This is a genomic window from Rhodovastum atsumiense, from assembly GCF_937425535.1.
In the GTDB taxonomy this organism is placed as follows: domain Bacteria; phylum Pseudomonadota; class Alphaproteobacteria; order Acetobacterales; family Acetobacteraceae; genus Rhodovastum; species Rhodovastum atsumiense.
Genome location: NZ_OW485601.1, coordinates 5,333,956 through 5,359,376, shown reverse-complemented (window position 1 = coordinate 5,359,376; position 25,421 = coordinate 5,333,956). Strand labels below are relative to the sequence as shown.

The window sequence follows — 25,421 nt, the reverse complement described above, 5'->3', positions numbered from 1 at the left end:
CCCGTCAGTAATGCTGGTCGTTGAGCTCTTCGTTCAGCGAGCCGCCGATGGTGAGATGATCGAGCCGCTCGTGCAGCGTGGCGATCAGCAGCTTGATCTCCTCCTTGTCCATGTCGGCGAGCCAGGGGAACTTTTCCTGGTAGGCTTCGGCGAGGCAGATGGCGTCGGCCATGTAGCAGCGGTCGGCCGGGGTGTCGGTGGCCATCGGCTCGCCGCAGAGGATCTGCCGGGTCTTCAGCAGGATCTCGGCATTCTGCCGCTTGCGGTCCCAGGAGCGCGAGTGGAACTGCCACAGGCAGTTCTTCAGAATATGGTCGACCATCAGTTCGACACGCTCTTTGGGCAGGTCGTAATGCGTCATGGCAACCTCCCTCACTCGGCCGCCGCGGTCGCGGTCTTGCGGGGGAATTCCGGGTAGGTCTTGCTGCGCAGGGGCGTCACGCTGTCGTAGGCGCCGGTATAGCGGCGCAGCGTGGGAGAGTTGCGCAGATCCTCGGGCAGCTTGACGTCCGACATCATCCGTTGCGTGACGAAACCGCGATCGGTCGCGAATTCGTCCTTGCTGATGTCGATTCCGGAAAGCTGATGAATCGGGGAGTAGACGGCATTGTAGATGTCGCGGGCGAAGCGGACCCAGCCCTCGAAGCCCTTCCATGGGCCGTTATGGTAGGCATGGGCGTTGAGGTACGGCACGCGCACCTTCTTGGCTACCTCGCCCGGACGCTTGCCGGTGAAGATGATATCCGGCTTGAGCTGCTCCAGGGCTTCCAGCCCTTCCAGCTCGTTGGGGTCGTCGATCGCCATGGCGCCTTCGCCGCAGCGGGCGATGCCCTTCTCCATGTCACCCTGATGGCCGAACTTGGTGTAGACCGAGACCACCTTCACGCCCATCTCCTCCTCGATGGCGTGGGCCCAGTGCCACAGCTTGGAGCCGCCCGGCCACAGGCACACCTTCTTGCCGCGCAGGCGTTCTTTGTACCAATCGAGCTCCGGCTTCCAGCGTGCGGTTTCTTCCTCGATGATCTTCAGTGCGCGGTCCTCGATGCCGAAGAACAGCCCGACCTTGCGCAGCGAATCCCCAAGCGCCTTGAAGCCAAACCCGTCGATGTCCAGGCGCGGCGTGCCATAGCGGATGCGTAGCTCGTTGCAGATGTATTCGGCCGAGCGGGCGCATTCCAGCACGTTCAGATGCGCGCGGTGCATCGCGCGCAAATCGTCGTAGCGGCCGTTGCCGGTGAAGGTGGAGAGGACCTGGATCCCCATCCGCTTGAAGTAGTCCAGCATGACCTCCTGGTCACCCTGGATGTTGTATTCGCCGACGTAGTTGATGACGTAGTCGCTGGTGATCTCGGGCTCGACGGTGCCGACCTTCTCGTTCACCCAGGCGATGTTGATCTTGTGGTGGCCGCCCGACTGGCTGGGGCCGGCGAAGCCCGGGGAGTTGCAGACGAAGATGTCGACGTCGGGCAGTTCCTCCATCACTTCCTGGGCGATGGCGTTGATGTCGTCGCCGATCAGGGCGGTGGCGCAGGTCTGGTAGATGGTCATCCGCTTGATATGCGGATGCGCCTTGAACGCCTCGATGATGTTCTGCTTGAGCAGCTTCTCGGCGCCGAAGACGATGTGCTTTTCCTTCACGTCGGTCGCGAAGGTGTATTTGAGCTGGAAGTTGCCGTCGTCGCTGATGTAGCGCTTGGTCTGCCAGGTGTCGTAGGTGCAGCCGACCGGGCCGTGGCTGATGTGGATCACATCCTTCATCGGCGTGCCGATCACGTGCTTCGCCCCGCAATAGGCGCAGCCGCGTTCGGAGATCGAGCCGGGAATGGTGTTAAGGTAGCCAAGCGGCAGGGCCGAGGTCAGGTCCTCGCCCTTGCCCTTGATGACGCAGTGCTTCTTCCGCTCGGGAATGGTCTCGCTGCACTTGAACAGATGATGCGGCATGGTGTGGCCTCTCGGTCGGTGCGGGGGATGGCGGTGGTGGCCCGGGCACGCGGCCCGGGCCGGTCATCGGCTCAGTCGCAGATGCCGTACTTCACCACCATCTTCTCCAGATCATCCATTGCCAGCGGGTTGGGGATCACGAACTTCTCGTTCTCGATGATCTTCTGCGCGAGCGTGCGATATTCCTGCGCCTGATTCGATTCGGGATCGAATTCGGTGACGGTCTTCTTGTTGAACTCGGCCTTCTGCACGATGTTGTCGCGCGGCACGAAGTGGATCATCTGGGTGCCGATCGCCGAAGTGAACTCCTCGAGGAATTCACGCTCGCCGTCGACGTTACGGCTGTTGCAGATGATGCCGCCGAGGCGCACGCCGCTCTGCTTGGCGTATTTGCGAAGGCCCTTGCAGATGTTGTTGGCGGCGTAGATCGCCATCATCTCGCCCGAGGCGACGATGTAGACTTCCTGCGCCTTGCCGTCACGGATCGGCATGGCGAAGCCGCCGCACACCACGTCGCCGAGCACGTCGAAGAAGATGAAGTCCAGGTCGTTGGTGTAGGCCTTGTTGGCTTCCATCAGGTCGATCGCGGTGATCACGCCGCGGCCGGCACATCCCACGCCCGGCTCCGGGCCACCCGATTCCACGCAGCGGATCTCGCCGAAACCGGTCTTGACCACTTTTTCGGTAGTGATCTTCTCGGCACCAACGTCGCGCAGCATGTCCATCACCGTCGCCTGCGGCATGCCGCCGAGGATCAGGCGGGTGGAGTCCGCCTTCGGGTCGCAGCCATGGATGAAGACGCGCTTCTCGTGGAAGAACGACAGCGCCGCCGCGGTGTTCTGCGTGGTGGTGGACTTGCCGATGCCACCCTTGCCGTAGATGGCGACCTTGCGTGTCATGTGGTCATATCCTTCGCTATGGCCGGCTGTCTTGCCAGCGGGCCAGGGGGGAAGAGGACAGGTCGCGCAGGTCCATCGCCGGCGATGCGCCGGACGGACCCCTGGATGGCGACCACGATGTCTTGGATGGCAGCACGGCACCGGCCACGCCGATGCCGTGTCCGGTTACGGCGGCGCGCGCACCGGCTGGCGGTGCTGGTCCGGAATTGTGTCTGGATGTGGAACAGGACAGGCGGACATCGGAGCCTCCGTCGCCGCGCGCGGGCACGGACGAGGGATTATGCAATCGGCTCAAGCCGCTGTCAGATGCCGTGGCGGAAATCCCGCGTGGCACCGGGATTGATGGTTACCGTAGCCATGCGGCCGGCACAAGGCGGAAGTGCAGAGCCGCCGCTAAATTTTCGGGAGGCCCCGTACTGGCTCCGTCCGCGCGTTCAGGGCGGACCTGTGCAACCGCCGCAGGTCGCCGCAGGGATGTGACGGTGATCCTGTCAGCGGGAGAGAGGTCGAGGATGAGCGAGGCACCAAGCGAGCGCACGCGGGTCAGGCGTTATCACTGGCTGGCCAAATACGACACGGAGACGATCCACGGCATCATCGACGCGATGCCTTTCGCCCATATCGCCTATGTGCACGAAGGCCGGCCGGTGGTGACACCGATCATGCAATGGCGCGAGGGCGACACGCTCTACTGGCACGGCTCCAACGCCAGCCGCATGATGCGCAGTGTCGATGGCCAGGAAGTCTGCGTCTGCATCTCGATCGTCGACGGCCTGGTGCTGGCCCGCTCGGCCTACAACTACAACATCAACCACCGTTCCGTGATGGTATTCGGCACCGCACGGAAGATCACCGATGACGACGAGAAGCGGCGCCAGTTGGCACGCTTCGTCAATGGCCTCGTCCCCGGGCAATGGGACCGGCTGCGGCCGGTCACTGACCAGGAACTGAAAGCCACCGCGCTGTTGTCACTCCCGCTTGCCGAAGCCTCCGCCAAGGTGCGCACCGGCCAACCGGAAGACGACGATACCGACTACTGTTTTCCTGCCTGGGCCGGCGTTGTACCCGTGGGCGTGCGCGTCGATGCGCCGGTCGCCGATCCACGCAACCTGCCGGACGTGACCATGCCTCCGGAGGTGCTGTCATTCCGTTACGGCTGACAGCGGCAGGGCGTTGCCCATCGGTCCACTTCTGCGTGGGGCACGCGGTTCGCCGCCGCGGCCCTGTGTGGCCGCGCCCGTCGCGTCCCTTTCATCCATTACCCTGACAGCTGTTTCCGTCGCGGAGGTGGAACTTTCCCAGGCGATCCGTGCGAGGCATGGCGTGACACTGCAAGGCGTGATCACGCGCGCAGGTCCAGGCAAGACCTGCAAATTATCCCTCCAGGAAATGCCCGAGGGCGCGCAGTGATGGAATATCATCGCAGATAATCTTGGTAATGGCCAGCATCGGCACTGCCAGCACCGCACCGGCAATGCCCCACATCCAGTACCAGAACACCAGGGCCAGGACGAGTGCCACCGGATTAATGGTGAAGCGCCGTGAGAGCAGCAGCGGCGTCACGACCTCGCCCTCTGCCAGGTGGATGATGAGGTACAGCCCCGCCGGCAGAACCGCCACCCAGTGGACGCCCAACGCCAGCGCACCGGCCAACACGAACAGCACCACGCCCATCAACGGGCCCAGGATCGGCACGAAATTCAGCATGAACGCCGCGGCCCCCCACAGCACGGCATCCGGCATGCCACAAAGCGCCATCACCCCTCCCGTTGCCACACCGACCACTGCGTTGATGGTGGTGACCGTCAGCAGGTAGGATGACAGGTCATGCTCGATGCGCAGCGTGATCTCCACCGCCCGGCGCTTGTCGCCGGGGTGTGGCAGGATCTCGACCATGCGGCGCAGGAACAACTCGCCGAAGATCAGCAGGTAGATCAGCACCAGCAATGTCGTGAACACACCCCCGGCCAGCGCGCGGGTGCCGGAGAACAGCGTATCGAACAGGTTCACGAGCCGCACCGGCTGCCCCTCGGAGGGCGGTCCCGCTCCGATCGTCGTGCCCTGCACCTGCGCAAGCATGCGCTCTCCCATCGCGATCGGATGGTTCAGGAAACGCAACTGCTTCTGCAGGCGTGGCACCGCCTCAGGCAGCCGTTCGGCCCAGGTTGCGGCGGGACCGCTGAGGGCAGTGCCCATCCCGCCAACCACCGACACCAGCAGGACGACCGCCACCACCGCCGCGAGCGCGCGCGGCAACCACAACCGCACGAGCAACCGCACCACCGGCTGCAGCAGCAGGTTCAGCACGAAGGCCAGCATGATCGGCAACACGATCTCGCTGGCCAGATACAGCGCGCCGAGACAGGCCAGCACGAACAACCCACCGAGAAACACCGTGCTGGCGTTCTCGGGCAGCGGCATTGCGAGGCGCTTCGTCGGGTGGGCAGCCTCGGTCGTCGTGTCCACCAGGGCGCTCGGATCGGTTCCGCCGGACATCGCCTGGCTATGCGACCTCAGGGAAGGGTGTCGGCTGCTGAATAACCATGCGATAGCAATCCAGACTGTGGCTCAGGAATTCGTAGGCACCACCCCATAGATAGAGGCGGAACCGGCGATAGTCGTATTCGCCAAAACGCCCAACCAATGCCTCCCTGTTGCGATCCAGGTTGCGTGCCCATTGTCGAAATGTCAGAAAATAACTATAGCTGTCTTTATACAATTCCACCACCCGAAGCGGGGTCCTGGAAATGGCCGCAAGGAAGTCATGCAATACAAGAAATGAGTGGTTTCCGGGATAGATATGCTTGACCATGAAGGATGATAGTTCATATTTCTTCGTGCAGGCGCTCGCATCAAGAAATATTTTCTTGCCAGGCTTCAGCAGGGAGATGAATTTTTGTGCTACGCGATCGTATTGCGGCAGGTGTTCGATCACGCCCATGATGATGATCGCGTCGTATGTCTCATGCGTCCGGTGACCGAGAAGGTCGGTCAGGATGATGTTCCAGTCATATCCGAGCGTCTTCGCCCGCTCGCGCAGGTAATCGGCGGACATTCGTGAATTCGTGATGCCGGTGCACCTGACGCCACGCGCGGATGCATATTCGCACCACGCGCCCCAGCCCGGGCCGATCTCCAGGATGTGGTCACCCGGCTTCAACTCCAGCTTCTCGTAGCAATAAGCGAACTTGCGCAGCGTCGCGGCCTCGAGCGTCTCGGCGGGATCGAGGTAGATCCCCTGCGTGTAACAGGGAGCCTGCGGATCAAGGAACCCCAGGAAGAAGGCCGGATCGACATCGTAGTGGGATCGGATTGCCCGCCGGTTCATGCGGACCTGTCCGACCAGCAACGGCTGGAGGAAACGCCACGCGCTGGCCAGCAGATGGACATCCTTGAGCCGGCGACGCAACTCGAACGGCTGCAGCATGTCGCCTTCGAGATCGATGTCGCCGGCAAGATACGCATCGGCGAACCGTCCCTGGTCCAGGCTGGTCAATGCGCGCAGGGCGCGTCTGTTCCGCAGGATGACACGGAAGGTCGCCGAGCCCTCGCCGAAGGACCACACGGCGTGATCGGGACGCTGGATCTCGAAGGGCACCGGCGTCCTGGAAAGCGCACGGACGAGACGATCGAGCACGACCCCGGTCAATGCTTTTGCCTGCGCTCCAACCGGTTCCTGGTCGTCCACGGGCAGAGGTGCATACATGGGAAGGGGCCTTCCGATCTGTATCCGCACAAGAGCGCGGGTTGTCATACCTTGATCATGTGGCCGTGGAGAGCACGAGCGGCCCCGGCTCCCCGCGATCGCGTGGCCTCAACCTGGTCCGGACAGGGCCGATGCCCGTCCGATGACTGAAGCATTTTCCGTTCGCATCGGCGCGCGGCAAATGCTCCGGTTCCGTGTCGCGGCGGGCATCTTTATCCGACGCGGGGCCCCGCATGGCAGGATGAGGCTCTAGGCGGTGCCATGCCGCCGCTGGTCCAGCCACCAGACCAGGCCGCCAATGGCAATCACCACCAGAGTGGCAGCAACCATCAGCACGGCCGACTGGTCAAGCCACCCCATGCCCGGCACGGCGAGGAAAAGGATGCCGCCGACCGCGCAGATCCGCCAGACCCGTGCCTGCAATCCGGCTACGAAGGTGCCGAGCGCCAGCAGGGTCATCAACGCGAGCGCGGTCGCATTCTCGCTCAGCACGCCCTGCACGCCGGTGTCATTGCGCAGCATATAGACGGCAAGGGCCAAGGCGAGCCAGCTCAGTCCCTGCGTGTAGACCAGTTGCAGGCGGGCATCCTGGGTTTCGAAGTGGCGCCATCCCACGGCGACACAAATACAGCCAAACACCGGGATCATGATCATCCAGTAGCCCATGGGCAGCCGCAGGACGATGCCAATCAGCGTCAGCAGCAGCATGGCGATGTATGGCGAGTCGTCCTGCAGCCAGCTCAGGAACGTGGATTGCCGGGATGTTTGGGCGGAGGACCCGGCATCAAGCTCCCGTTCGTCACGGAGAGCCGCCTCGGTCGCGATGTCGTGCGTACGACTCATGCCGAACATGTTCTTGTCTTTCATTCGTTGCCGCTGATCCCCACCCGTCGGACGCAACCGCGCCTGTAACGCGCGGCGCCGTGACAGACTCCGGCGCCCACGGCACCGACGGATGGCTGGATCAGGATTGTTGCTGAAACATCATGGAAAACGCGGGCGGACCCGCATTTTCGTGATCGTTTCACCCCCAGGAGCGACCCGGACTTACGGTTTGGATCTGGTCCCGAGACCTGGGGCGACCTTGCGCTGGCGGAACTCGCTATATTTCGGAAGCCTGGAGTAGCTTCTATTAAATGGAAAATACTCTAAGCGCCATAGACCGTATATTGCGCCAACGAGAACTATCAACGACAGCATGTTGTTTCCAGTTTTCCAGATTGATAAATTCGCACCGGACGCGCCTGTCACCAGATTTTCCTCTGGCTCCAGGCGCTTCCGTGTAGCATTACTTCTTCTCTTCGTCCTTCGTGGCTTCTTTCGCGATATCTTTTGCGGCATCCTTCGCGCTGCCGGTGGCGCTCTGGATCTTGCCCTCGGCATGCTCGCCCTGGCCTTCGGCTGTCAGCTTGGAGCTGCCGACGACCTTGCCGAGCGATTCCTCAACCGTGCCAAGAACTTCCTTGGCTTTGCCGACGATACGATCTTTATTCATTTCACTCTCCCTTTGTTAATGCCCGTACGAGCGATCAGTGTCAGCAAATCTTGAGTGGGGGTTTTGCCGGCGACGTGACAGGTCGCGCGTATGTCAGGTCGCACGCGCTTCAGGTCGCGCGCATGGCCGTGGTCACCGTCGTTCATCCTGAAGACTGCGGTGATCGGCGTCCGGACGCCTGCAAAAGCTGGCGAGGGAATGTTAGGGTAAGCAACCAACATTCCATGCAAGGAAATATAGGTCTAATTTCTGAAATTCAATATTGATCAAGGTTAAAGTTATTTGTGATATTAATACACTTTTAGGTGATTCAAAATGCAGTTACCCAGATATATAAAATTTACAAATTCTGTATGATATTTGCCATTTATGCGCGTATTATTACGATTGTGCTCGGGCGGAGTTGCTGCCGATTTCGGATCACCGGCATCCGCAGGAAGACACTCATGAATCCCGCTCCCTGGTGCCGGAGTCCCGCAACCTTTCGGGCAGCGTCATCACGGATGACCGCGCCCACCATGTCCGGCAACGCGAATTGCGGCGGGTATTGGAAAAGTCGTGGTCAAAACCATGCAAGTTCCGCAGTGCCTCGCGACTGCCGCGGCGTGAATGCATGGCGGGGCCCGGCGTAGATCCGCTACGTCGCAGGCAGGAACGCGGCGCCAAGGGCTGCCAGGTGCCGTCCGGCGGCCGGCAGCACGAGCGCGTGCCAGACGGGGGGCCAGACGGAGGCATGCAATGGCCGGCGGTCGCGCGCATGGATCAGCGCGCCAATCGAACGGATCACGCCGAGAAGCGCGCGAGGCGGTGGGGAAGGTAAGCCGCGGGCAGATCCCTGCCCTTCAACCGCCCCCAACGATCGCCGTCAGATTGGCATCCAGCCGCCACGCCGCGGCGCCAAAGGCCGGCAGCCGCTCTGCCACGTCTCCTTCCAGCCGCGCCGCGCCGTCCACGCCGAGGGCTGCCTGCAGGCTGGCCGCGTATTCGGGGATCGCCTGCCAGTCCGGCACGGTCCGCGGCGTGATCTCGACATGGTACTGGACGCCGTAGGCATGCCGCCCCCAGCGGATCGCCTGGACCGGGCAGGCGGCATTGCCGGCAAGCACGACCCCGCCCGGCGGCAGGCGGCGGATCTCGGCGCCGTGCCACTGGAAGGTCAGGCAGCGGTCCGGCAGCCCGGCGAACAGCGGATCCGCCCGCCCCTCCGGCGTCAACTCGACCTCCGCCAGCCCGACCTCGGGCCGCGCCATCAGCCCGACCTCGCCCCCGAGCGCCGCCGCCAGCAACTGGTGCCCGAGGCAGACGCCGAGATAGGGCCGGCCGAGATCGCGCACCCAGGTGGCGATCGCCGCCTTCTCGGCCACCAGCCAGGGATGGAGGTCTTCCTGCCAGACGTCCATCGGACCGCCCATGGCCACCAGCAGGTCGAAGCCGTCAAGGTCGGGGACAGGCTCGCCCGCATCCAGCTCCACCGCCCGGTACTGGTCGCCGCGCGCCGCCCACAGGTCACGGAACACCCCCGGATGCTCGACGGCGAGATGCTGGAAGACGAGGATGCGCATCATCAGGACCTTTCCCTGGGCAAAGCCGGCCGCGAGCATTGAACCCGGCGCGGCCAGCGTCTAGCACCACCGGCGACGTTCGAATGGAACCAGTTGGCACGCGCGGATGGCGTTGGGAGCGAAAGGCGGGCGGGGCGTGCTGATCGTCCTCGCGGTAAACCGCGACGGGGCGCAGCCGATCGGCCGGCAACTGGTCGAGGCGGTGCGATGCGCCATCCGCGACGGACGGCTCGCCCCCGGCACGCGCCTGCCGGCCAGCCGCGTGCTCGCGCGCGAGTGGCGGGTCGGGCGCAACACCGTGATGGCAATGACCGAGCAGCTCGTCGCCGAGGGCTTCCTGGCGACGCGCCCCGGCGCCGGCACCTTCGTCGCCGCGGCCCCACCGGCCGAATGCCCCCCGCCTCCCTCCCCGCTTGCGGCCACAGCGCCGGCGACGCTGCCGGCGCTGTCACGCCAGGGGCAGTGGCTGGCGGCGCTGCCGCCCCCCGGCCAGGAAGTGCCGCTGCCTTTCGTGCCCGACCTGCCGGCACTCGATGCCTTCCCCTTTCACGAATGGAACCGGCTGGCGGCGCAGGCCTGGCGCGTGATCACCCCGGCGATGCTGGCGCATCCCGACCCCGCCGGCTGGCAGCCCCTGCGCGCCGCCATCGCCGCGCAGATCAGCGCCGCGCGCGGCTTCGCCTGCACGGAGGAACAGGTGGTCGTCACCTCGGGGGCGTCACAGGCGCTGGACCTGATCGCGCGGCTGCTGCTCGATCCGGGCGCCACGGTGTGGATCGAGGATCCCGGCTATGTCGGTGCCCGCCATATCTTCGCCGCCGGGGGCGCGCGGCTGGTGCCGGTGCCGGTCGATGACGAGGGGCTGGACGTCGCCGCCGGCAGCCGTCTCGCCCCGTCCCCACGGCTGATCTTCGTGACGCCGAGCCGGCAATATCCGCTCGGCGTCACCATGAGCCCGGCGCGCCGGCAGCAGTTGCTGGCGCTGGCCGAGCGCTGCGGCGCCTGGATCGTCGAGGACGACTACGACTGGGAATTCCGCTACGCCGGCACGCCGCTGCCGGCGCTGGCGGCGCTGCAGCCGGACGGGCTGGTGCTGCATCTCGGCACCTACGCCAAGGCGCTGCTGCCGGGCATGCGGCTGGGCTACCTGGTGCTGCCGCGCCGGCTGGGGCGCGTGTTCGCGCGCGCCAAGGGCATGCTGGAACGCCACCCGCCGCTGGTCGAGCAGCTCACGCTGCACGGCTTCATGACCAGCGGCCGCTTCGGCGCGCATCTGCGGCGGATGCGCCGGCTCTATGCCACGCGCCAGGAGGCGACGCTGGCGGCGCTGCGGGCGGCACTCGGCCCGCGCGCCGGCATCGCCCCGGCCGAGACCGGGATGCACCTGCTGCTGCGGCTCGGCGAGGCGCTGCCCGACCGGACGGTGGCCGCGGAAGCCGGACGGCGCGGCGTGGTGGTGCGGCCGCTGTCGCCCTACTACCTTGGCGAGCAACCGAGCCAGGGCCTGCTCGCGGGGTTCGCCGCCTCGCCGCCGGAGCGGGTGGAGCTGGCCGCCCGGCGGCTGGCCACCGCCATCGACGCCGTCACAACCAGCCCCGGTGCTTGAACCAGAGATACGGCAGCACGGCGGAGACGATCATCAGCCCGATCGCCAGGGGATAGCCCAGCATCCACTTCAGCTCCGGCATGAACTCGAAGTTCATGCCGTAGATGCTGGCCACCAGCGTCGGCGGCAGGAACACCACGGCGGCCACCGAGAAGATCTTGATGATGGCGTTCTGCTCGATGTTGATCATGCCCATGTTGGTCTCGAGCAGGAAGTTGATGTTGCCCGCAACGAAGCCGGTATGGTCGGTCAGCGACATCACGTCGCGGCTGAGGCTCTTGGCGCGCATGCGCAGGTCCTTGGCCTGCTTCGCCTCGCCGGGCAGGGCAAGGAAGCTCAGCAGGCGGCCGAGGCTGACCAGGCTGTCGCGAGCCTTGGCGGTGAGGTCCTGGTTATGGGCGATCCGGCGCAGCACCGCCTCGAACTCGACCTCGGAGCGGCGGCGGGTGCCCCGTTTCGAATCGCGCCGGAACACATGCCGCGACAGCCCATCGACGTCGGCCCCGACCTTCTCCAGGATATCGGCGATGCGATCGACGATGGCGTCGAGCAGGTTGATCAGCGCCACCGGCCCGGAGACACACAGCCCGGGCTGGCGGGTGATGTGGGCGGCGAAGGTGACGAAGGGCCGCGGCTCGGCGTAGCGGATCGTGATCAGGCGCTGTCCGGAGAGGATGAAGGTGACGGCGGTGCTGCCGGGCTCGTCCGTATCGGCGTTCACGAGGATGTTGGCGGTCAGGTACATCGCGCCGTTCTCGATGTAGAGGCGGCTCGACGGCTCGATCTCCTGCATTTCCTCGCGGGTCGGGATCTCGATGCCGAGGCTGCGCGCGATGAATTTTTCTTCGTCCTGGGTCGGCCGCAACAGGTCGATCCACGCGACGCCCTCCGGCAGGATGGCGGCCTCGCTGGCCTGCAGGGGAATCAGGCGGGTCTCGGTGCTGAAGACGTTCAGCATCGTCGGTGTTCCTTCGCGCGTGGGAGTAGACCCGAACGAGGTCACATCCCGGAGGTCTGCCGCACGGGCATACCGCCTCGCGCCGACGAAATCCAAGGGCAGGCCGTGGAGGTCCTGCGCCCGGTCAGGATCAGGGGGGCGGGTGGGACCATTCTAGCCATAGGTGACCGGCAATGGCGTGTCGTGTTTCATGGTCTCCATCGAAATATAGGCGGACACCTCGAACAGCGGCAGGCGCTGGATCAGTTTCTTGTAAATGGCGTCATAATGCTCCACGTTGGGGAGCACGATCTTCAGGATATAGTCGAAATTCCCGGTCAGCCGGTGCGCCTCGATGATTTCGGGGACGTCGGCAAGTGCCGCACGGAACTGCTCCAGCCATTCGGCCGAATGCTGCGCGGTCTTCACCACGACAAAAACGGTGGTGGGCAGGCCCATGCGCCGGCGGTCCAGCCGGGCCACCAGCCGGGTGAGATAGCCCTCGGCGCGCAGCCGGGCGATGCGCCGGGCACAGGCCGAGGGCGAGAGATTCACCTGTTCCGCCAGTTCGGCGACCGCCACGTCGGCGTCGCGCTGCAGGCGGGACAGCAGGGCACGGTCACGATCGTCCAGCATGTTGGCCTGCATGCGTCGATTCAGCACAGCATGCAAGAATTTCGCGCGGAATGGGTAAAGCCGCGCGGTTTCAACGCGTCCTCACAGCAAAACCATGCCGTTTTCGCGTCCCGGATGCACGCCGGCCAGGGCAGGATCGGCATCGAACCGGTTAAGCGACGGAGCAGAACCCTGTCATGAAACGAATCGGCCTGATCGGCGGGATGAGCTGGGAAAGCACCGCCGTCTATTATCGCCTGTTGAACGAAGCCGTGCGGGAACGACTTGGCGGCCTGCATTCGGCCGAGATCGTGCTGCATTCCGTGGATTTCGCCCGCATCGTCGGATTGCAGCAGGCCGGGCGCTGGGACGAGGCGGCGCGGGTCCTGGGCAATGCGGCGCAGGGCCTGGAGCGGGCCGGGGCGCAGTGCGTGCTGATCTGCACCAACACGATGCACCTGGTGGCCGACCAGGTCGCGGCCTGGCTCTCGGTGCCGCTGCTGCACATCGTCGACGTCACCGGGCAGGCGGTACGCGCGGCAGGATGCCGCCGGCCGCTGCTGCTCGCCACCCGCTACACCGCCGAGCAGGGCTTCTATACGACCCGCCTGCGCCGCGCGGCGGAGCTTGACCCGCTGGTGCCGGACGAGGCCGGTCGCGCCGACGTGCACGCGATCATCTTCGAGGAACTGTGCCGCGGCGTGGTCCGCCCGGAATCGCATGCGCGGCTGATGCAGATCCTGCAGCAGGGCATCGCCGAGGGCGCGGATTCGGTGATCCTGGGCTGCACGGAGATCTGCCTGATCCTCGATCCGGACAAGCTGCCCTGCCCCGGCTTCGATTCCACCCGGCTGCACGCCCAGGCCGCGCTTGACTTCGCGCTCGGCGCATCGCCGGACTCCTCGCTGCGTCCGGCGGCCTGAGCGGACGGCACACACGACGGGCCGGCGTCGGGTCGACCGCGCCGGCCCGACGCCTTATTTTCTCCCGACTGCGGCCGGACCGCGCTCGTTGAGCATCGGGATCCTGCCGGTCAGTTTGCCCCAGCCGAGCGGGCTCCAGACCATGGCGCCCCCCCTGGTCGCGGTCGAGCGGCATCAGTTCCCATTCGTCGTCGCGATGCGGCAGCAAATAATAGGCCTGGTGCGCGACATAGCGCGGATAGCCGTAGCGATCGGCAACGGCCAGCGATTTCATCAGGTGCCAGCCGGCGAAGTTCGAACAGCCGATGTAGCGCACCTTGCCCAGATCAGCAGGCGGTTGCGCCGCCCCCTGATCGCTTCCCCCAGGATCCGTTCCGCCAGCCCCATGGAATAGGAATCCGCGGTGTCGAACAGCGAGACGCCGTGATCGCGGCAGATATCGACCAGCCGCGTCGCCGCCGCATCGGTCGCGCCCCACGCCTTGTAGAAATCGGTGCCGCCGCCGAAGGTGGCGGTGCCGATGTCATCCCCTGCCGCGGCGCGGATCAGAAATCTGCGCGCAACGACAGGTAGATCCGGCGTTCGACCAGGCTGCCGATGCTCTGCGCCTGGTACGCCTGCAGCACATCCTCCCCTTCCAGGGCCATGGTCAGCTTCGGCGTGACCCGCCATGCCAGGCGCGCCGAAGCGGTGACGTAATCCTTCACCAGCACCAGCCCGGACCCGGTGCCGGAGAAGCGGTATCCGGCGGCCGAACTGGCATAGCGGGTGAACAGGTCGGCCTCCCACCGGCCATGCGTCCAGCCGACATGCGCGATGGCGATGTGGCGAGGCGAGGCACGCTGATACTCGATATAGGCCGGCATGAGCCGGCCGCCGGTGAAGGCACCGCGGTATTTCAGGCCGACCTCCAGTTCCGGGCCAAGCCGCGTGGTCGTGCCGATTTCCAGGCCCGTGACGTGGGAGGTGCCGAGGCTGACGGGCACGATGGTCGGCGCGGCCACGGCGGGGGGCCACAGGGTCGGGTACGCGCCCAGGGTGCTGGTCATGGCCCGGTTGGCCTGGGTGAAGGCCGTCAGCTCGATATCGGTCGCGAGCGGTTCCAGGCGGCGGCGATAGCCGATCTCGTAGTCGTCGACCACCGTGATCGGCGCGAAGGGCGACCCCGCCAGCACCACGGCCCGCGAGCCGATCCGTGCCCCCAGGTCCAGCAAGGTAGGGGGCTGGATGCCCCGGGCCACCGACAGGCGCACGGTATCCGCGGGACTTGCCTTCCAGACCAGGCCGGCATTCCACGCCAGCGTGCCGAAGCCGCGCCGGTCGTACTCGGCGTCGGAGAAGGGCTGGCCCGGTCCATCATAGCCCGCGCCATGCAGCCAGAGCTGGTCGTACCGCACCGCCGCCGTCCATTCCAGGCCGTCGGCAATCGCCCAGTTCCACATGCCTCCGGCAGACGCGACCCGATAGCCGACCCGCGCTGATTGGCCGGTGACCAGGTTGCCGGAAAGCCTCCAGTCATCGCTTTGCTGCAGGGCGTTCTGCCGGTACTGCAGGAACGGTCGCAGCGTATGCGCCGGCCCCGGCTTGATCGTGTCACTCAGCTCGATCGTGGTGACACCCTGCTGGGTGGCGGGCGTGCCACCGACGCGCAGGCCAAGGCCGTTGTGATAGACGGACGCAGCGAGCACGCCCAGCCCGGTCTCGGCAGAGACGCGCCCGCGCAGGCTCCAGACCTCCAGCTCCTGCCGGGTGCTGAAGGCGAAATCCCGCTGTCCGGTGGTGGCGGCGGCGTAGCTGGCGTCGAGCCCCACCCGGACATCCGGACCGAGACCGAACCGGGCCGTGCCGGCCAGTTGCGCGTTGCGCGGGCTGACGCGCTGGTCGACATCCGTGAGGCCGCGCCAGAACGGATCCTGCCGGCGCAGGCCGGTGGAGATGCGCAGGCCGCCATCGCCGGGCAGCGGCGTCGTGGCCACGCCCGACACTTCGCCATAGGCCCCGGTGCCGCCGCGCAGCACCAGGTTGCTGACCCGGTCATGGGCAGGGTTGTAGGTGAGGATATTGATCACGCCGGCGGCGGCGTTGAAGCCGAACAGGGCGCTGTTGGGGCCACGCACCACCTCGATCTGGCGGATCTCCGACAACTGCACCGGGATCGCCGACCAGATCGTGCGGCCGTAGTCGTCGAGATAGACCTGCCGCCCGTCGACCAGCACCAGCAGCCGCGGCACGTTCGGCGTGGCATAGCCGCGCACCCCGACCGCATAGTCGTCCGGGGTAAAACGGATCACGTCGAGGGTGGTGTAGCGGGCCAGCACACCGGGAATGTCGTGCGCGCCAGAGCGGCGGATCTGCTCGGCGGTGATGATGTCCATGGCGACCGGTGCGTCGCCCGCGCGCTGCGGCTTGCCGGTGGCGCTGGTGGTCACCGGCTCCTTGACGAGGCGCTCCAGTGCCGAGGGATTGAGATCATCGGCCGCGGCCAGGACAGGAAGGGCAGCCGCCAGCGCGGCGAGGATCAACAGGCGGCCCAGGAGCAAGGTCGGCAAGGTCGCACGAGGCTGCCGGCGGAGGGGACGCATCGGTCAGCGCTCCTGAACAAACATGCGAAAGGCGGTCGAAAACTGCAGGCCGGCCATCCTGGCGGCGGCATGGCTGACGAAGATCTCGATGCGGGGATGGGCGCGCACGGCGAGCACCACCTGCTGGCGCTCGACGCTGCCGGGATCGGTGCTGGCGGTGAGCACCCGCTTGCCGGCGAGCGAGGCGGCAAGGATCCCGGCCTGCGGCAAGGCGGCCTGCGTGAGCAGCAGTACGGGTGGGGCCACCCGGCCGGCCTCCTCGACCGTCAGCGGGCGAGGACGCAACGTGAGGTCATCGACGACGAAGCGAGGACCAAGGGTGGCGGCGATCCGCTCGGCCGTGGTGCGGCCGGCCTCGGATCCCGTGGGATAGACCAGGCCGATATCGATCGTTCCGCCCGGCGCGGCGATGAGGAAACCCAGGGTCCGGGCAATGACCTCGACCTCATCGGGGCCGGGCTCGACCGCTGCCGCGATTGTCGCCAGGCTGAGCCAGGCCACGCCAAGGCGCAACACCCGGCGCCGCCCGGCATGTCGATCAGGCAAGGTTCCCACGCGGCCCCCAGCGACGTTCGCGAGCCTCGCGGACAGCGGTCGCATCCTGACAGCTCAGCGTTTCGCATATTGTCAGAACACGGGAATACAATCGATGTTATTCAACTTCAGCGTGTTTTGGCCGCGATGATGTGGCTTCCCCGCCACAGATTCGGGGGATGCGCTGGCAATTCCGTCAATTTCGCAGAGCCTGCGGCGGTCTGGCAGCGGGCATGGTCCGCGGGGGTGGGGCTCACCGCATCCGGCGCGGCTGCTATAGTCGCTGCCGCCCCGTCCCGCCGCGCCGTCACACACAGGGCCAAAATTCGAAATGTCCACCGTGAAGTTCTACTCCGGCGAAACCATTCCGCTGGAAATGCACAAAGTTCGCATCGTGCAGAAGCTGAACCTGGTCCCGATCGAGCGCCGCCTCGGCGCCATCGCCGAGGCCGGGAACAACACCTTCCTGCTGCGCAACCGCGACATCTACCTCGACATGCTGACCGACAGCGGCGTCAACGCCATGAGCGACCGGCAGCTCGCGGCGATGATGGAAGCTGATGATAGCTATGCCGGCTCGGAAACCTTCACCCGGCTGGAGACCCGGATCCAGGACCTGTTCGGCATGGAGTATTTCCTGCCGGTGCACCAGGGCCGGGCGGCGGAGAACATCATTGCGCGGGTGTTCGTCCGCCCCGGCACGATCGTGCCGATGAACTATCATTTCACCACCACCAAGGCGCATATCGTCCTCAACGGCGGCAGCGTCGAGGAGATCATCGTCGACGAAGGGCTGCAGGTCAGCAGCGACGTCCCGTTCAAGGGCAACATGGATGTCGGCAAGCTGCAGCAACTGATCGACACCCACGGCGCCGAACGGATCGCCTTCGTGCGCATCGAGACCGGCACCAACCTGATCGGCGGCCAGCCGCACTCGCTGCAGAACCTGCGCGAGGTGCGCGAGGTTTGCGACCGGCACGGGCTAATGCTGGTGTTCGACGCCAGCCTGCTCGCGGACAATCTCTGGTTCATCAAGACGCGCGAGCCGGCCTGCCGGGACATGTCGATCCGCGAGATCACCCGCGCCATCGCCGATCTGGCGGACATCATCTATTTCTCGGCCCGCAAGCTGGGATGCGCGCGCGGCGGCGGCATCTGCACCCGCAGCCAGGACGCCTTCCTGAAGATGCGCGAGCTGATCACGCTGTACGAGGGCTTCCTGACCTATGGCGGCATGTCGATCCGCGAGATCGAGGCGCTGGCGGTCGGGCTCGAGGAGACCATGGACGAGACGATGATCTCGCAGGGCCCGCAATTCATCGCCTACATGGTCGAAGACCTGGCGCGGCGCAGCGTGCCGGTAATCACCCCACCCGGCGGGCTCGGCTGCCATCTCGACGCGATGCGCTTCCTGCCGCATCTGCCGCAGGCCGAATACCCGGCCGGCGCGCTGGCCTCGGCGCTGTATCTGGTCAGCGGCGTGCGCGGGATGGAACGCGGCTCGCTGTCGGAGCAACGCGGGCCGGACGGCAGCGAGACCTTCTCGAACATGGAACTGCTGCGGCTGGCGATGCCGCGGCGGGTGTTCACGCTCTCGCAGGTGAAATACGCGATCGACCGCATCGACTGGCTGTATCGCAACCGTGATCTCGTCGGGGGGCTGCGCTTCGTCGAGGAACCCAAGGTGCTGCGGTTCTTCTTCGGCCGGCTGCAGCCAACCAGCGACTGGCAGGAAAGGCTGCTCGCCCGCTTCCGGGCGGATTTCGGCGACAGCCTGTAGCCCGCGTCCGGGGGACCGTCCGCATCCGGGCAATCCCCCGGACCAATTCGCTCCTTCTGCGTCCCTTGACCGGCATGCTGCCCGACCACAGGTTGGGTCTGCTTTGACCTGTGCGGTGCGCGCCCGCACGACACCGAAAGACACAAGGTGAACGACACCAGGAGCATCTCCCCGTCGGACCTGCCCTCGATCGGAAGGGGCAAGGACGGCGTGGCGGCCGCCGACACCGGGCCAGCCAGCGATCATTTCGATGGTGCGCGGTTCTTCAACCCGGGCGGAAGCGGGCCGCGCGGCATCCTCGATCTTCTGCGCTGGCAACTGACCGAGCGCGGCGAAAGCTGGCCGGATGCCTGTCCAAGCCCGTTCGCCACCGACCGGCCGCCCCGCCGCGTCGCGGGCAACACACTGCGGGTGAGCTTCGCCGGGCACGCGACCTTCCTGATCCAAGGGGTCGGCCTCAACATCCTGACCGATCCGGTCTGGTCGGAGCGCGCGAGCCCGTTCTCCTTCATGGGGCCACGACGGGTCAACGCACCGGGCATCGCCTTCGACGATCTGCCGCCGATCGACGTGGTGCTGGTCTCGCACGGCCATTACGACCACCTCGACGCCGCCACGCTGGCGCGGCTGTGGCAGCGCGACCGACCCCACATCGTCGCCCCGCTCGGCAACGATGCCGCCATCCGCAGCCACGATCCGGACATCGCCGTCACCACCGCCGACTGGGATGACACGGTACCGCTGGGCAACGGCGTGGACGCCGTGCTGGAACCGGTCCACCACTGGTCGGCGCGCGGGCTCATGGACCGGAACCGCGCGCTCTGGTGCGGCTTCGTGCTGCGCGGTCTGGGCGATGGCATCTTCTTCACGGGCGACACGGGATTCGATGACGGGCGCCCGTTCCGCCGGATCGCCGGGCGACACGGTGCGCCCGGCCTCGCGCTGCTGCCGATCGGTGCCTACGAGCCCCGGTGGTTCATGGTGGACCAGCACATGAATCCGGCTGACGCGGTGCTGGCCTTCGGGTTGCTCGGGGCGCGCCAGGCACTCGGCTATCATTGGGGCACCTTCCGGCTGACCAACGAGGGCGCCGGGCGCCCGGCCGCCGACCTCGCCGCGGCGCTCGCCGCCGAAGGCATCGACCCCGCACGGTTCCTGGCCGCCCGGCCGGGGCAGGTCTGGACCAGTGGCGCGACGGCCTGAGCCGCGATGCGCCCTGGCGGATCCGCCGGAGCCGGTCTAGGGCTTGTGCATGCTGGACGCGAACAAGCCACATGGCGGGCGTCGGCGCCGGCGCGCCGATGCCCCCCTGACCCCGGAAGCCTGGATCGAGGCGGGCACCACCATCCTGGCCGAGGAAAACGTCCGCGGCGTGCAGATCCCGGCGCTGTGCGAGCGGCTGGGCGTGACCAAGGGCAGTTTCTACTGGCATTTCGGCGCGCTGGGCGACCTGTTGCGGCGGCTGCTTGAGCACTGGCGGCGGCGGGCGACGCTGGACCTCATCGGCCGGCTGAGCGGCACGGCGATGGGGGGCGCCTCGATTCTGCGCGCCCTGCTGGTGCTGCCGCGCCGCTCCCGCTCCCGCCAGGCCGCCGCGCTGGAAGCGAGCATCCGCGACTGGGCGCGGCGCGACGCGGAAGCCGCCAGGGCGGTGCGCGAAGTCGACGCGGTGCGGCTGAAATTCTTCGAGCAGATGTTCCGCGCCCGGGGCTTCGACCGCACGGAGGCCACCGCGCGCGCCTATCTCGCCTATTGCGTCATGATGGGCGACAGCGTCCTGCACCCGACCCTGGCGGAAGCGGTCCCGGACCAGATCTATCTGGAAACCGCGGTCCGGGTGCTCGGCCTCGCCGCCGAGCCCGGCCCGGCGGCGCGCCCCTGATCAGGCCGGCTCCAGCGCCAACCGGCGCAGCCGCATCCGGTCCAGCTTGGCGGCGGGCGTCATCGGCAATTCCTCCATCAGCCGGAACTCGGCCGGCACCATGTAGGCGGCGACGCGCGCGGCCACGTAGTCGCGCAGCTCCGCCTCGGTCAGCTCGGGATCGGCGGCGACGAAGGCGACGAGACGCTCGCCGGAGCGGTCGTCCTTCACCCCGACCATGCCAGCCTGGTGCACCAGCGGATGGGTAAGCACAACCTCCTCGACCACGCGCGGGAAAACGTTGAAGCCCTTCACCACCACCATGTCCTTCTTGCGGTCGGTGACGAAGAGGAACCCGTCCGCATCGAGATGGCCGATATCGCCGGTGTGGATCCAGCCATCGCGCAGCGTCCGTGCGGTCTCGTCGGGACGGTCGAGATAGCCCGTCATCGCATAGGGACCGGCGATCCGGATCTCGCCCGCCTCGCCCGGAGGCAGCACCCGCGTGCCGGTCTCGGCATCGACGATTTCCACCCGGTTGCACGGCAGCGGCCGGCCGACAGAACCGGGCTTCAGCCCGATCCATTCGTTCGATCCGGCGATCGGCGCCATCTCGGTCATGCCGTAGCCTTCGTGGATGGTTAGCCCGGTCGCCCGCCGCCAGCGCTCGATCAGCTCCACCGGCGTCGGCGCGCCACCGGAGGGACAGACGGCCAAGGCGGACAGATCCGTGGTGGCGAAATTGGTCGCCGCCAGCAGGGCGGCGTAGATCGGCGCCGGCCCGCCGCCGAACACCGTCACGCGATGCCGGCCGAACATGTCCACGATCAGGTCGGGCTGGAAACGCGGTGGCACGACGATGCGCCCGGCACCGTAGACCGGGTTCAGCACGCCCATCAGGAAGCCGTAGATATGCGACATCGGCGCTACCGGCAGCCACACCTCGCCCGTGGCCCGGGTGGACCAGATATACTCCATGGCGCGCACGGCATTCGCCATGGCGGCATGGGAATGCACGATGCCCTTGGAAATGCCGGTGGTGCCACCGCTGAACAGCAGCACGCCGGGATTGTCCAGGCAGGGCAGCGGCAACTCTTCGGAGGAGTGTGGTGCCGCCACCAGGGCGGCACGGTCAAAGGCAACCAGCTCCGCATCGGGCAGCGCCGCGACCGCGTCCCGCAAGGCGGGATCGACCGGCGCGGGCGCGAGCACCACGCGCGCCCTGGCAATGCCCAACAGCGCCGCCACCTGCGGCGCCGGATAGACCGGGTTGATCGGCGCCGGGATCGCGCCGGCCCGTAACGCGCCCAGATAGGCCAGGTGGAAATCGGCGCCGTTGGGCAGCAGGATCGCCACCCCCCGTCCGGCACAGCCCCGGCGGCGCAGATCCACCGCCAGGGCCTGCGCCAAGGACCATACCTCATGGTATGTCAGCACCCCGGTGGCATCCTCGATGGCGACCTGGCCGGGCACCGCGGCGACCGCGTTCGCCCATAGATCGACCAAGGTGCGGAACGGCGTATGCGGCTCGCCACGGCCGTGGGCCGGGAGCTGAATGGCTGGCACGGTTTCCTCCTTCTGGGCGCCTTGTCGGTCGTTGCCCAAGTGATATTCCCCGGCGTTGACATTCGTCAATACCGGTCGGTATGTTCGCCACAGGCTTCGGCCCAGGGAGGAAACCAATGTCCGGCGAAAGCACCGTCAGGTACGAGCTGCGTGGCCCCGTCGCCTGGATCGGCCTCGATCGGCCGGCCAAGCGCAATGCCATCAACGAGGCCCTGCTCACCGCGCTTGACGATGCGCTCCGCCGCGCGCAGGCCGAGGCACGGGCCATGGTGCTGTTCGGCCATGGCAGTTGCTTCAGCGCCGGGCTCGACCTCGCGGAGCACCGGGCGCGCGCCGCCGAGGAAACCTTCCTGATCTCCCGCGCCTGGCACACGGTGTTCGCCCGGATCCGCCGCGGCCGGGTGCCCGCCATCGCGGCCCTGCACGGGGCAACCGTCGGCGGCGGGCTGGAACTCGCCGCCACCTGCCATATCCGCGTCGCCGACAGCTCGGCCTTCTTCGCCTTGCCGGAAGGCCAGCGCGGCATCTATGTCGGCGGCGGTGCGTCGGTACACGTGGCAAGGCTGCTCGGCCTCGCGCGCATCACCGACATGATGCTGACCGGCCGGGTGCTGGATGCCGCCGCCGCCGAACGCATGGGGCTGGTGCAGTATCTTGTCCCGGAAGGGACCGCGCTGGCCCAGGCCGAGGAACTCGCGCTGAAGATCGCCGGCATGGCACCGCTGACCGTGCTTGGCATCCTGCAGGCCCTGCCGCGCATCCAGGACATGAGCGAGGAAGACGGTCTGTTCGTCGAAAGCATGATGGCGGCGCTGGCACAGACCGGACCGGAAGCCGCGCAGCGACTGGCGGCGTTTATCGAGCGGCGCGACAGCAAGTAAGGCCAGGGCTCTGCCCTGGACCCGGCAGGGGCCACAAGGCCCCTGCACCCCGGGTGCGCTGCGCGGCGGGATCCAAGGGCGAAGCCCTTGGTGGAGGTCCAGGAGGCGAAGCCTCCTGGTGGGGCGCGGGGCAACGCCCCGCCAACAGGGAGGACATCCGCCATGAGCGGAGCAGACATCAGGCAGGCAGCGGTGATCGGCACCGGCGTCATCGGCGCGAGCTGGGCGGCGCTGTTCCTGGCGCGTGGCCTGGAAGTCACCGCCTGGGACCCCGCGCCGGACGCCGAGGCAACGCTGCGCCACCGCGTCGCCGCGTGCTGGCCGGTGCTTGAGGCGGTCGGCCTAGCCCCTGGCGCCACGCCGGAGCGGCTGCGCGTCCACGCCTCGCCCGAAGCAGCCGTCGCGGAAGCGGGTTTTGTGCAGGAGAACGGCCCGGAGCGGCTGGATCTGAAGCGGGATCTGTTTGCTCGCCTCGACCACGCGGCGCCACCGGAGACAGTGCTCGCCTCCAGTTCCTCGACGCTGGCGGCAAGCGATTTCCAGGAGGGCTGCGCCACGCCCGGCCGGGTGCTGCTGGGTCATCCCTTCAACCCGCCGCATCTCGTGCCGCTGGTGGAGGTGGTGGGCGGTCGCCGCACCGAGCCCTGGGCGGTGGATCGCGCGATGGCGTTCTATGCCGCCCTGGGCAAGCATCCGATCCGTCTGCGCCGCGAAGCGCCCGGCCATGTCGCCAACCGCCTGCAGGCGGCGCTGTGGCAGGAGGCGTTCCACCTGGTGCGCAGCGGCGTCGCCGATGTCGCCGATATAGACGCGGCGATCGCGCATGGCCCCGGGCTGCGCTGGGCGCTGCTGGGGCCGTTCCTCAACCTGCATCTCTCCGGCGGCGAGGGCGGCATCGGCGCGCTGCTCGGCAAGCCGATCTGGCAGGCGACCGAGGCGGTGTGGCGCGACCTGGGCACCGTCGCGGTGGATGACGGGCTCGGGCAGCAGGTCGCGGCGGGGGTCGCGGCGGAGCTGGCCGGGCGCGACGAGGCCGCGCTGGTGGCGGCGCGCGACGCGGCGCTGCTGGGCCTGTTGCGACTGAAGGCCGCGGCGGAGCAACTGCCGTGACCCGCCTGCATCATTTCGAGGATTTCCCGCCCGGCGCCGTGTTCCGGGCCGGCCCCATCCTGGTGGATGCCGCCCGCATCAAGAGCTTCGGCGTCGAGTTCGACCCGCAGCCGCAGCACATCGACGAGGAAGCCGCGGCGGCCAGCCAGTTCGGCGAGCTGGTAGCGAGTGGCTGGCACACCGCCGCCATTTCCATGCGCCTGTTCATCGAGGCGCTGCCGCCGATCCCGGGCGGCGGCATGGGCACCGGCGTCGAGCGGCTGAGCTGGCCACGCCCGGTGCGTCCCGGCGATGCGCTGCGGGTGACGGTGGAGGTGACCGCGGCGCGGCTCTCCCGCAGCCGGCCGGAAAAAGGGTTGGTGACGTTCCAGATTACCACCTTCAACCAACGCGACGAGGTCGTGCAGTCCTTCGCGACGGCGGTGATGGTGCCGCGCCGGGCGCCGTCCGCGCCGCATGACAACATCCAGGGAGAAAACGCATGAGCACCCGCAAGGTCATCGTCACCATCGCCCCGACCGGCGGCATGGCGACCCGCGAGCAGAGCCCGTACCTGCCGCAGCAGCCGGAGGAAATCGCCCGCGACGTCTATGATTGCTACAATGCCGGCGCCAGCGTGGTGGCGGTGCATGCCCGCCGTCCCGATGGCGGCGCCACCTGCGACCCGGCGATCTATCGCGACATCAACGAACGCATCCGCGCCCGCTGCGACATCGTCATCAACAACTCGACCGGCGGCGGGGTGCATGGCGACATGGTGGCGCAGGCGCCCAACGGCTATTGGGAGATCCTGTGGGAAGAGCGGCTGAAGGGCATGGAGGCGGGCGCCGAGATGTGCACGCTCGACGCCACCACCGTCGTCGCCAGCTTCGGCGGGCGGGAAGTGCTGATGAACACGGCGCCCTCGCGCTGCCGGGAACTGGCCGCCGGCATGCGCGCACGCGGCATCAAGCCGGAATGGGAAGTGTTCAGCCCGACCCATATCGTGCAGGACATGACCACGCTGATCGAGGAAGGGTTCGACGAGCCGCCCTACTTCGTCAACCTGGTGCTCGGCACGCATCGGGGCTTTCAGAACGCGATGCCGTATTCGCCGCGGGTGCTGCAGATGATGGTGGACACGTTGCCGCCCGGCTGCATCTTCTGCGTCAGCGGCATCGGCCCGGCGCAACTGCCGGCGGCGATGAACGCGCTGCTGCTGGGCGGGCATGTGCGGGTGGGGCTGGAGGACAACCTCTATTACCGGCAGGGCGAACTGGCGACCAACGTGCAACTGACCGAGCGCGTGGTGCGGCTGGTGCGCGAGATGGGATTCGAGCCGGCCACTCCGGCGGAAGCGCGCCGGATCATGGGGCTGCCGCTGCAGCGCGCCACGACGCGGCCGCATTTCGCCCTGGGCTGAGGCGCCAATTCCGCCGGCCCG

Annotated in this window: 24 protein-coding genes; 10 read left to right on the top strand and 14 right to left on the bottom strand. The window is 67.0% G+C overall.

The genetic code is table 11. The features are described from left to right. Positions 1-4 precede the first annotated feature (4 nt). The 3 genes from anfG to nifH form a co-directional block, all read right to left on the bottom strand. Entirely contained in the window at positions 5-361 is a 357-nt protein-coding gene (gene anfG / locus NBY65_RS24110) for a Fe-only nitrogenase subunit delta (RefSeq protein ID WP_150044086.1), read from the bottom strand. Between the two features lie 11 nt (positions 362-372). Further along, positions 373-1,941, bottom strand: coding sequence for a nitrogenase iron-iron protein, alpha chain (anfD, locus tag NBY65_RS24105; protein ID WP_150044088.1), 1,569 nt, complete (start codon positions 1,939-1,941; stop codon positions 373-375). 71 nt (positions 1,942-2,012) lie between these two features. Next, complete coding sequence (nifH, locus tag NBY65_RS24100; RefSeq protein WP_150044090.1) at positions 2,013-2,840, bottom strand: nitrogenase iron protein; 828 nt, start codon at positions 2,838-2,840, stop codon at positions 2,013-2,015. Positions 2,841-3,352: 512 nt separating this feature from the next. Here nifH and NBY65_RS24095 point away from each other — a divergent pair. After that, positions 3,353-4,000, top strand: a complete 648-nt coding sequence (locus tag NBY65_RS24095; RefSeq protein ID WP_150044092.1) for a pyridoxamine 5'-phosphate oxidase family protein — start codon at positions 3,353-3,355, stop codon at positions 3,998-4,000. 214 nt (positions 4,001-4,214) lie between these two features. On the opposite strand, the gene NBY65_RS24090 is transcribed toward NBY65_RS24095, so the two are convergent. From NBY65_RS24090 to NBY65_RS24070, 5 genes are all read right to left on the bottom strand, one after another. Continuing rightward, positions 4,215-5,336: an AI-2E family transporter gene (locus tag NBY65_RS24090; protein ID WP_150044094.1), complete on the bottom strand. Its 1,122-nt coding sequence runs from the start codon at positions 5,334-5,336 to the stop codon at positions 4,215-4,217. Positions 5,337-5,343: 7 nt separating this feature from the next. Continuing rightward, positions 5,344-6,546, bottom strand: coding sequence for a class I SAM-dependent methyltransferase (locus tag NBY65_RS24085; RefSeq protein WP_162530810.1), 1,203 nt, complete (start codon positions 6,544-6,546; stop codon positions 5,344-5,346). Positions 6,547-6,795: 249 nt separating this feature from the next. Continuing rightward, the gene (locus NBY65_RS24080) at positions 6,796-7,389 is read right to left on the bottom strand and encodes a hypothetical protein (RefSeq protein ID WP_203330673.1); all 594 of its coding nucleotides are present in this window, start codon (positions 7,387-7,389) and stop codon (positions 6,796-6,798) included. Positions 7,390-7,834: 445 nt separating this feature from the next. Then, entirely contained in the window at positions 7,835-8,041 is a 207-nt protein-coding gene (locus tag NBY65_RS24075) for a CsbD family protein (RefSeq protein ID WP_150044098.1), read from the bottom strand. A gap of 842 nt (positions 8,042-8,883) precedes the next feature. Beyond that, a complete protein-coding gene (locus tag NBY65_RS24070) occupies positions 8,884-9,606 on the bottom strand; it encodes a type 1 glutamine amidotransferase (RefSeq protein WP_239003064.1) in 723 nt (240 codons plus the stop codon). Positions 9,607-9,739: 133 nt separating this feature from the next. Here NBY65_RS24070 and pdxR point away from each other — a divergent pair, with 133 nt between their 5' ends. Beyond that, on the top strand, positions 9,740-11,209 hold the full coding sequence (pdxR, locus tag NBY65_RS24065) for a MocR-like pyridoxine biosynthesis transcription factor PdxR (RefSeq protein ID WP_203330675.1): 1,470 nt from the start codon (positions 9,740-9,742) through the stop codon (positions 11,207-11,209). Here the strand turns inward: pdxR and NBY65_RS24060 are convergent. Together NBY65_RS24060 and NBY65_RS24055 are read right to left on the bottom strand one after the other, a co-directional pair. After that, entirely contained in the window at positions 11,187-12,167 is a 981-nt protein-coding gene (locus NBY65_RS24060) for a magnesium transporter CorA family protein (RefSeq protein WP_150044101.1), read from the bottom strand. The genes pdxR and NBY65_RS24060 overlap by 23 nt on opposite strands. 153 nt (positions 12,168-12,320) lie before the next feature. After that, positions 12,321-12,782, bottom strand: a complete 462-nt coding sequence (locus NBY65_RS24055) for an Lrp/AsnC family transcriptional regulator (protein WP_150044103.1) — start codon at positions 12,780-12,782, stop codon at positions 12,321-12,323. A gap of 176 nt (positions 12,783-12,958) precedes the next feature. Between NBY65_RS24055 and NBY65_RS24050 the strand changes: the two genes are divergently transcribed. Then, entirely contained in the window at positions 12,959-13,684 is a 726-nt protein-coding gene (locus NBY65_RS24050; RefSeq protein ID WP_150044105.1) for an aspartate/glutamate racemase family protein, read from the top strand. Positions 13,685-13,957: 273 nt separating this feature from the next. On the opposite strand, the gene NBY65_RS24045 is transcribed toward NBY65_RS24050, so the two are convergent. From NBY65_RS24045 to NBY65_RS24035, 3 genes are read right to left on the bottom strand one after another with little or no spacing between them, the layout of a single operon-like run. Continuing rightward, on the bottom strand, positions 13,958-14,206 hold the full coding sequence (locus tag NBY65_RS24045) for an aldo/keto reductase (protein ID WP_250265769.1): 249 nt from the start codon (positions 14,204-14,206) through the stop codon (positions 13,958-13,960). A gap of 23 nt (positions 14,207-14,229) precedes the next feature. After that, a complete protein-coding gene (locus NBY65_RS24040) occupies positions 14,230-16,266 on the bottom strand; it encodes a TonB-dependent receptor plug domain-containing protein (protein ID WP_150044107.1) in 2,037 nt (678 codons plus the stop codon). A 3-nt stretch (positions 16,267-16,269) separates the two neighbouring features. After that, complete coding sequence (locus NBY65_RS24035; protein WP_150044109.1) at positions 16,270-16,812, bottom strand: YfiR family protein; 543 nt, start codon at positions 16,810-16,812, stop codon at positions 16,270-16,272. A gap of 319 nt (positions 16,813-17,131) precedes the next feature. On the opposite strand from NBY65_RS24035, the gene NBY65_RS24030 reads away from it, so the two are divergent. The 3 genes from NBY65_RS24030 (at position 17,132) to NBY65_RS24020 (ending at position 20,462) form a co-directional block, all read left to right on the top strand. Next, complete coding sequence (locus tag NBY65_RS24030; protein WP_150044111.1) at positions 17,132-18,580, top strand: tryptophanase; 1,449 nt, start codon at positions 17,132-17,134, stop codon at positions 18,578-18,580. A gap of 147 nt (positions 18,581-18,727) precedes the next feature. Next, entirely contained in the window at positions 18,728-19,783 is a 1,056-nt protein-coding gene (locus NBY65_RS24025) for an MBL fold metallo-hydrolase (protein WP_150044113.1), read from the top strand. A gap of 49 nt (positions 19,784-19,832) precedes the next feature. Then, positions 19,833-20,462: a TetR/AcrR family transcriptional regulator gene (locus NBY65_RS24020; RefSeq protein ID WP_239003066.1), complete on the top strand. Its 630-nt coding sequence runs from the start codon at positions 19,833-19,835 to the stop codon at positions 20,460-20,462. Here NBY65_RS24020 and NBY65_RS24015 read toward each other — a convergent pair whose 3' ends face one another. Then, positions 20,463-22,007, bottom strand: coding sequence for a class I adenylate-forming enzyme family protein (locus tag NBY65_RS24015; RefSeq protein ID WP_150044115.1), 1,545 nt, complete (start codon positions 22,005-22,007; stop codon positions 20,463-20,465). A 116-nt stretch (positions 22,008-22,123) separates the two neighbouring features. Here NBY65_RS24015 and NBY65_RS24010 point away from each other — a divergent pair, with 116 nt between their 5' ends. The 4 genes from NBY65_RS24010 (at position 22,124) to NBY65_RS23995 (ending at position 25,400) form a co-directional block, all read left to right on the top strand. After that, positions 22,124-22,888, top strand: a complete 765-nt coding sequence (locus NBY65_RS24010; protein WP_150044117.1) for a crotonase/enoyl-CoA hydratase family protein — start codon at positions 22,124-22,126, stop codon at positions 22,886-22,888. A 162-nt stretch (positions 22,889-23,050) separates the two neighbouring features. Then, complete coding sequence (locus NBY65_RS24005) at positions 23,051-23,998, top strand: 3-hydroxyacyl-CoA dehydrogenase NAD-binding domain-containing protein (protein ID WP_150040819.1); 948 nt, start codon at positions 23,051-23,053, stop codon at positions 23,996-23,998. Next, positions 23,995-24,483, top strand: a complete 489-nt coding sequence (locus NBY65_RS24000) for a MaoC family dehydratase (RefSeq protein WP_150040730.1) — start codon at positions 23,995-23,997, stop codon at positions 24,481-24,483. Before NBY65_RS24005 ends, NBY65_RS24000 begins: the two co-directional genes overlap by 4 nt. Next, a complete protein-coding gene (locus NBY65_RS23995) occupies positions 24,480-25,400 on the top strand; it encodes a BKACE family enzyme (protein ID WP_150040731.1) in 921 nt (306 codons plus the stop codon). The genes NBY65_RS24000 and NBY65_RS23995 overlap by 4 nt, the downstream gene beginning before the upstream one ends. Positions 25,401-25,421: the final 21 nt, after the last annotated feature.

Excerpts from the sequence above, each read along its gene's own strand:
- anfG (WP_150044086.1), bottom strand. The coding sequence starts at position 361 with ATGACGCATTACGACCTGCCCAAAGAGCGTGTCGAACTGATGGTCGAC.
- anfD (WP_150044088.1), bottom strand. The coding sequence starts at position 1,941 with ATGCCGCATCATCTGTTCAAGTGCAGCGAGACCATTCCCGAGCGGAAG.
- nifH (WP_150044090.1), bottom strand. The coding sequence starts at position 2,840 with ATGACACGCAAGGTCGCCATCTACGGCAAGGGTGGCATCGGCAAGTCC.
- NBY65_RS24095 (WP_150044092.1), top strand. The coding sequence starts at position 3,353 with ATGAGCGAGGCACCAAGCGAGCGCACGCGGGTCAGGCGTTATCACTGG.
- NBY65_RS24090 (WP_150044094.1), bottom strand. The coding sequence starts at position 5,336 with ATGTCCGGCGGAACCGATCCGAGCGCCCTGGTGGACACGACGACCGAG.
- NBY65_RS24085 (WP_162530810.1), bottom strand. The coding sequence starts at position 6,546 with ATGTATGCACCTCTGCCCGTGGACGACCAGGAACCGGTTGGAGCGCAG.
- NBY65_RS24080 (WP_203330673.1), bottom strand. The coding sequence starts at position 7,389 with ATGAGTCGTACGCACGACATCGCGACCGAGGCGGCTCTCCGTGACGAA.
- NBY65_RS24075 (WP_150044098.1), bottom strand. The coding sequence starts at position 8,041 with ATGAATAAAGATCGTATCGTCGGCAAAGCCAAGGAAGTTCTTGGCACG.
- NBY65_RS24070 (WP_239003064.1), bottom strand. The coding sequence starts at position 9,606 with ATGATGCGCATCCTCGTCTTCCAGCATCTCGCCGTCGAGCATCCGGGG.
- NBY65_RS24060 (WP_150044101.1), bottom strand. The coding sequence starts at position 12,167 with ATGCTGAACGTCTTCAGCACCGAGACCCGCCTGATTCCCCTGCAGGCC.
- NBY65_RS24055 (WP_150044103.1), bottom strand. The coding sequence starts at position 12,782 with ATGCTGGACGATCGTGACCGTGCCCTGCTGTCCCGCCTGCAGCGCGAC.
- NBY65_RS24050 (WP_150044105.1), top strand. The coding sequence starts at position 12,959 with ATGAAACGAATCGGCCTGATCGGCGGGATGAGCTGGGAAAGCACCGCC.
- NBY65_RS24040 (WP_150044107.1), bottom strand. The coding sequence starts at position 16,266 with ATGCGTCCCCTCCGCCGGCAGCCTCGTGCGACCTTGCCGACCTTGCTC.
- NBY65_RS24030 (WP_150044111.1), top strand. The coding sequence starts at position 17,132 with ATGTCCACCGTGAAGTTCTACTCCGGCGAAACCATTCCGCTGGAAATG.
- NBY65_RS24020 (WP_239003066.1), top strand. The coding sequence starts at position 19,833 with ATGCTGGACGCGAACAAGCCACATGGCGGGCGTCGGCGCCGGCGCGCC.
- NBY65_RS24010 (WP_150044117.1), top strand. The coding sequence starts at position 22,124 with ATGTCCGGCGAAAGCACCGTCAGGTACGAGCTGCGTGGCCCCGTCGCC.
- NBY65_RS24005 (WP_150040819.1), top strand. The coding sequence starts at position 23,051 with ATGAGCGGAGCAGACATCAGGCAGGCAGCGGTGATCGGCACCGGCGTC.
- NBY65_RS23995 (WP_150040731.1), top strand. The coding sequence starts at position 24,480 with ATGAGCACCCGCAAGGTCATCGTCACCATCGCCCCGACCGGCGGCATG.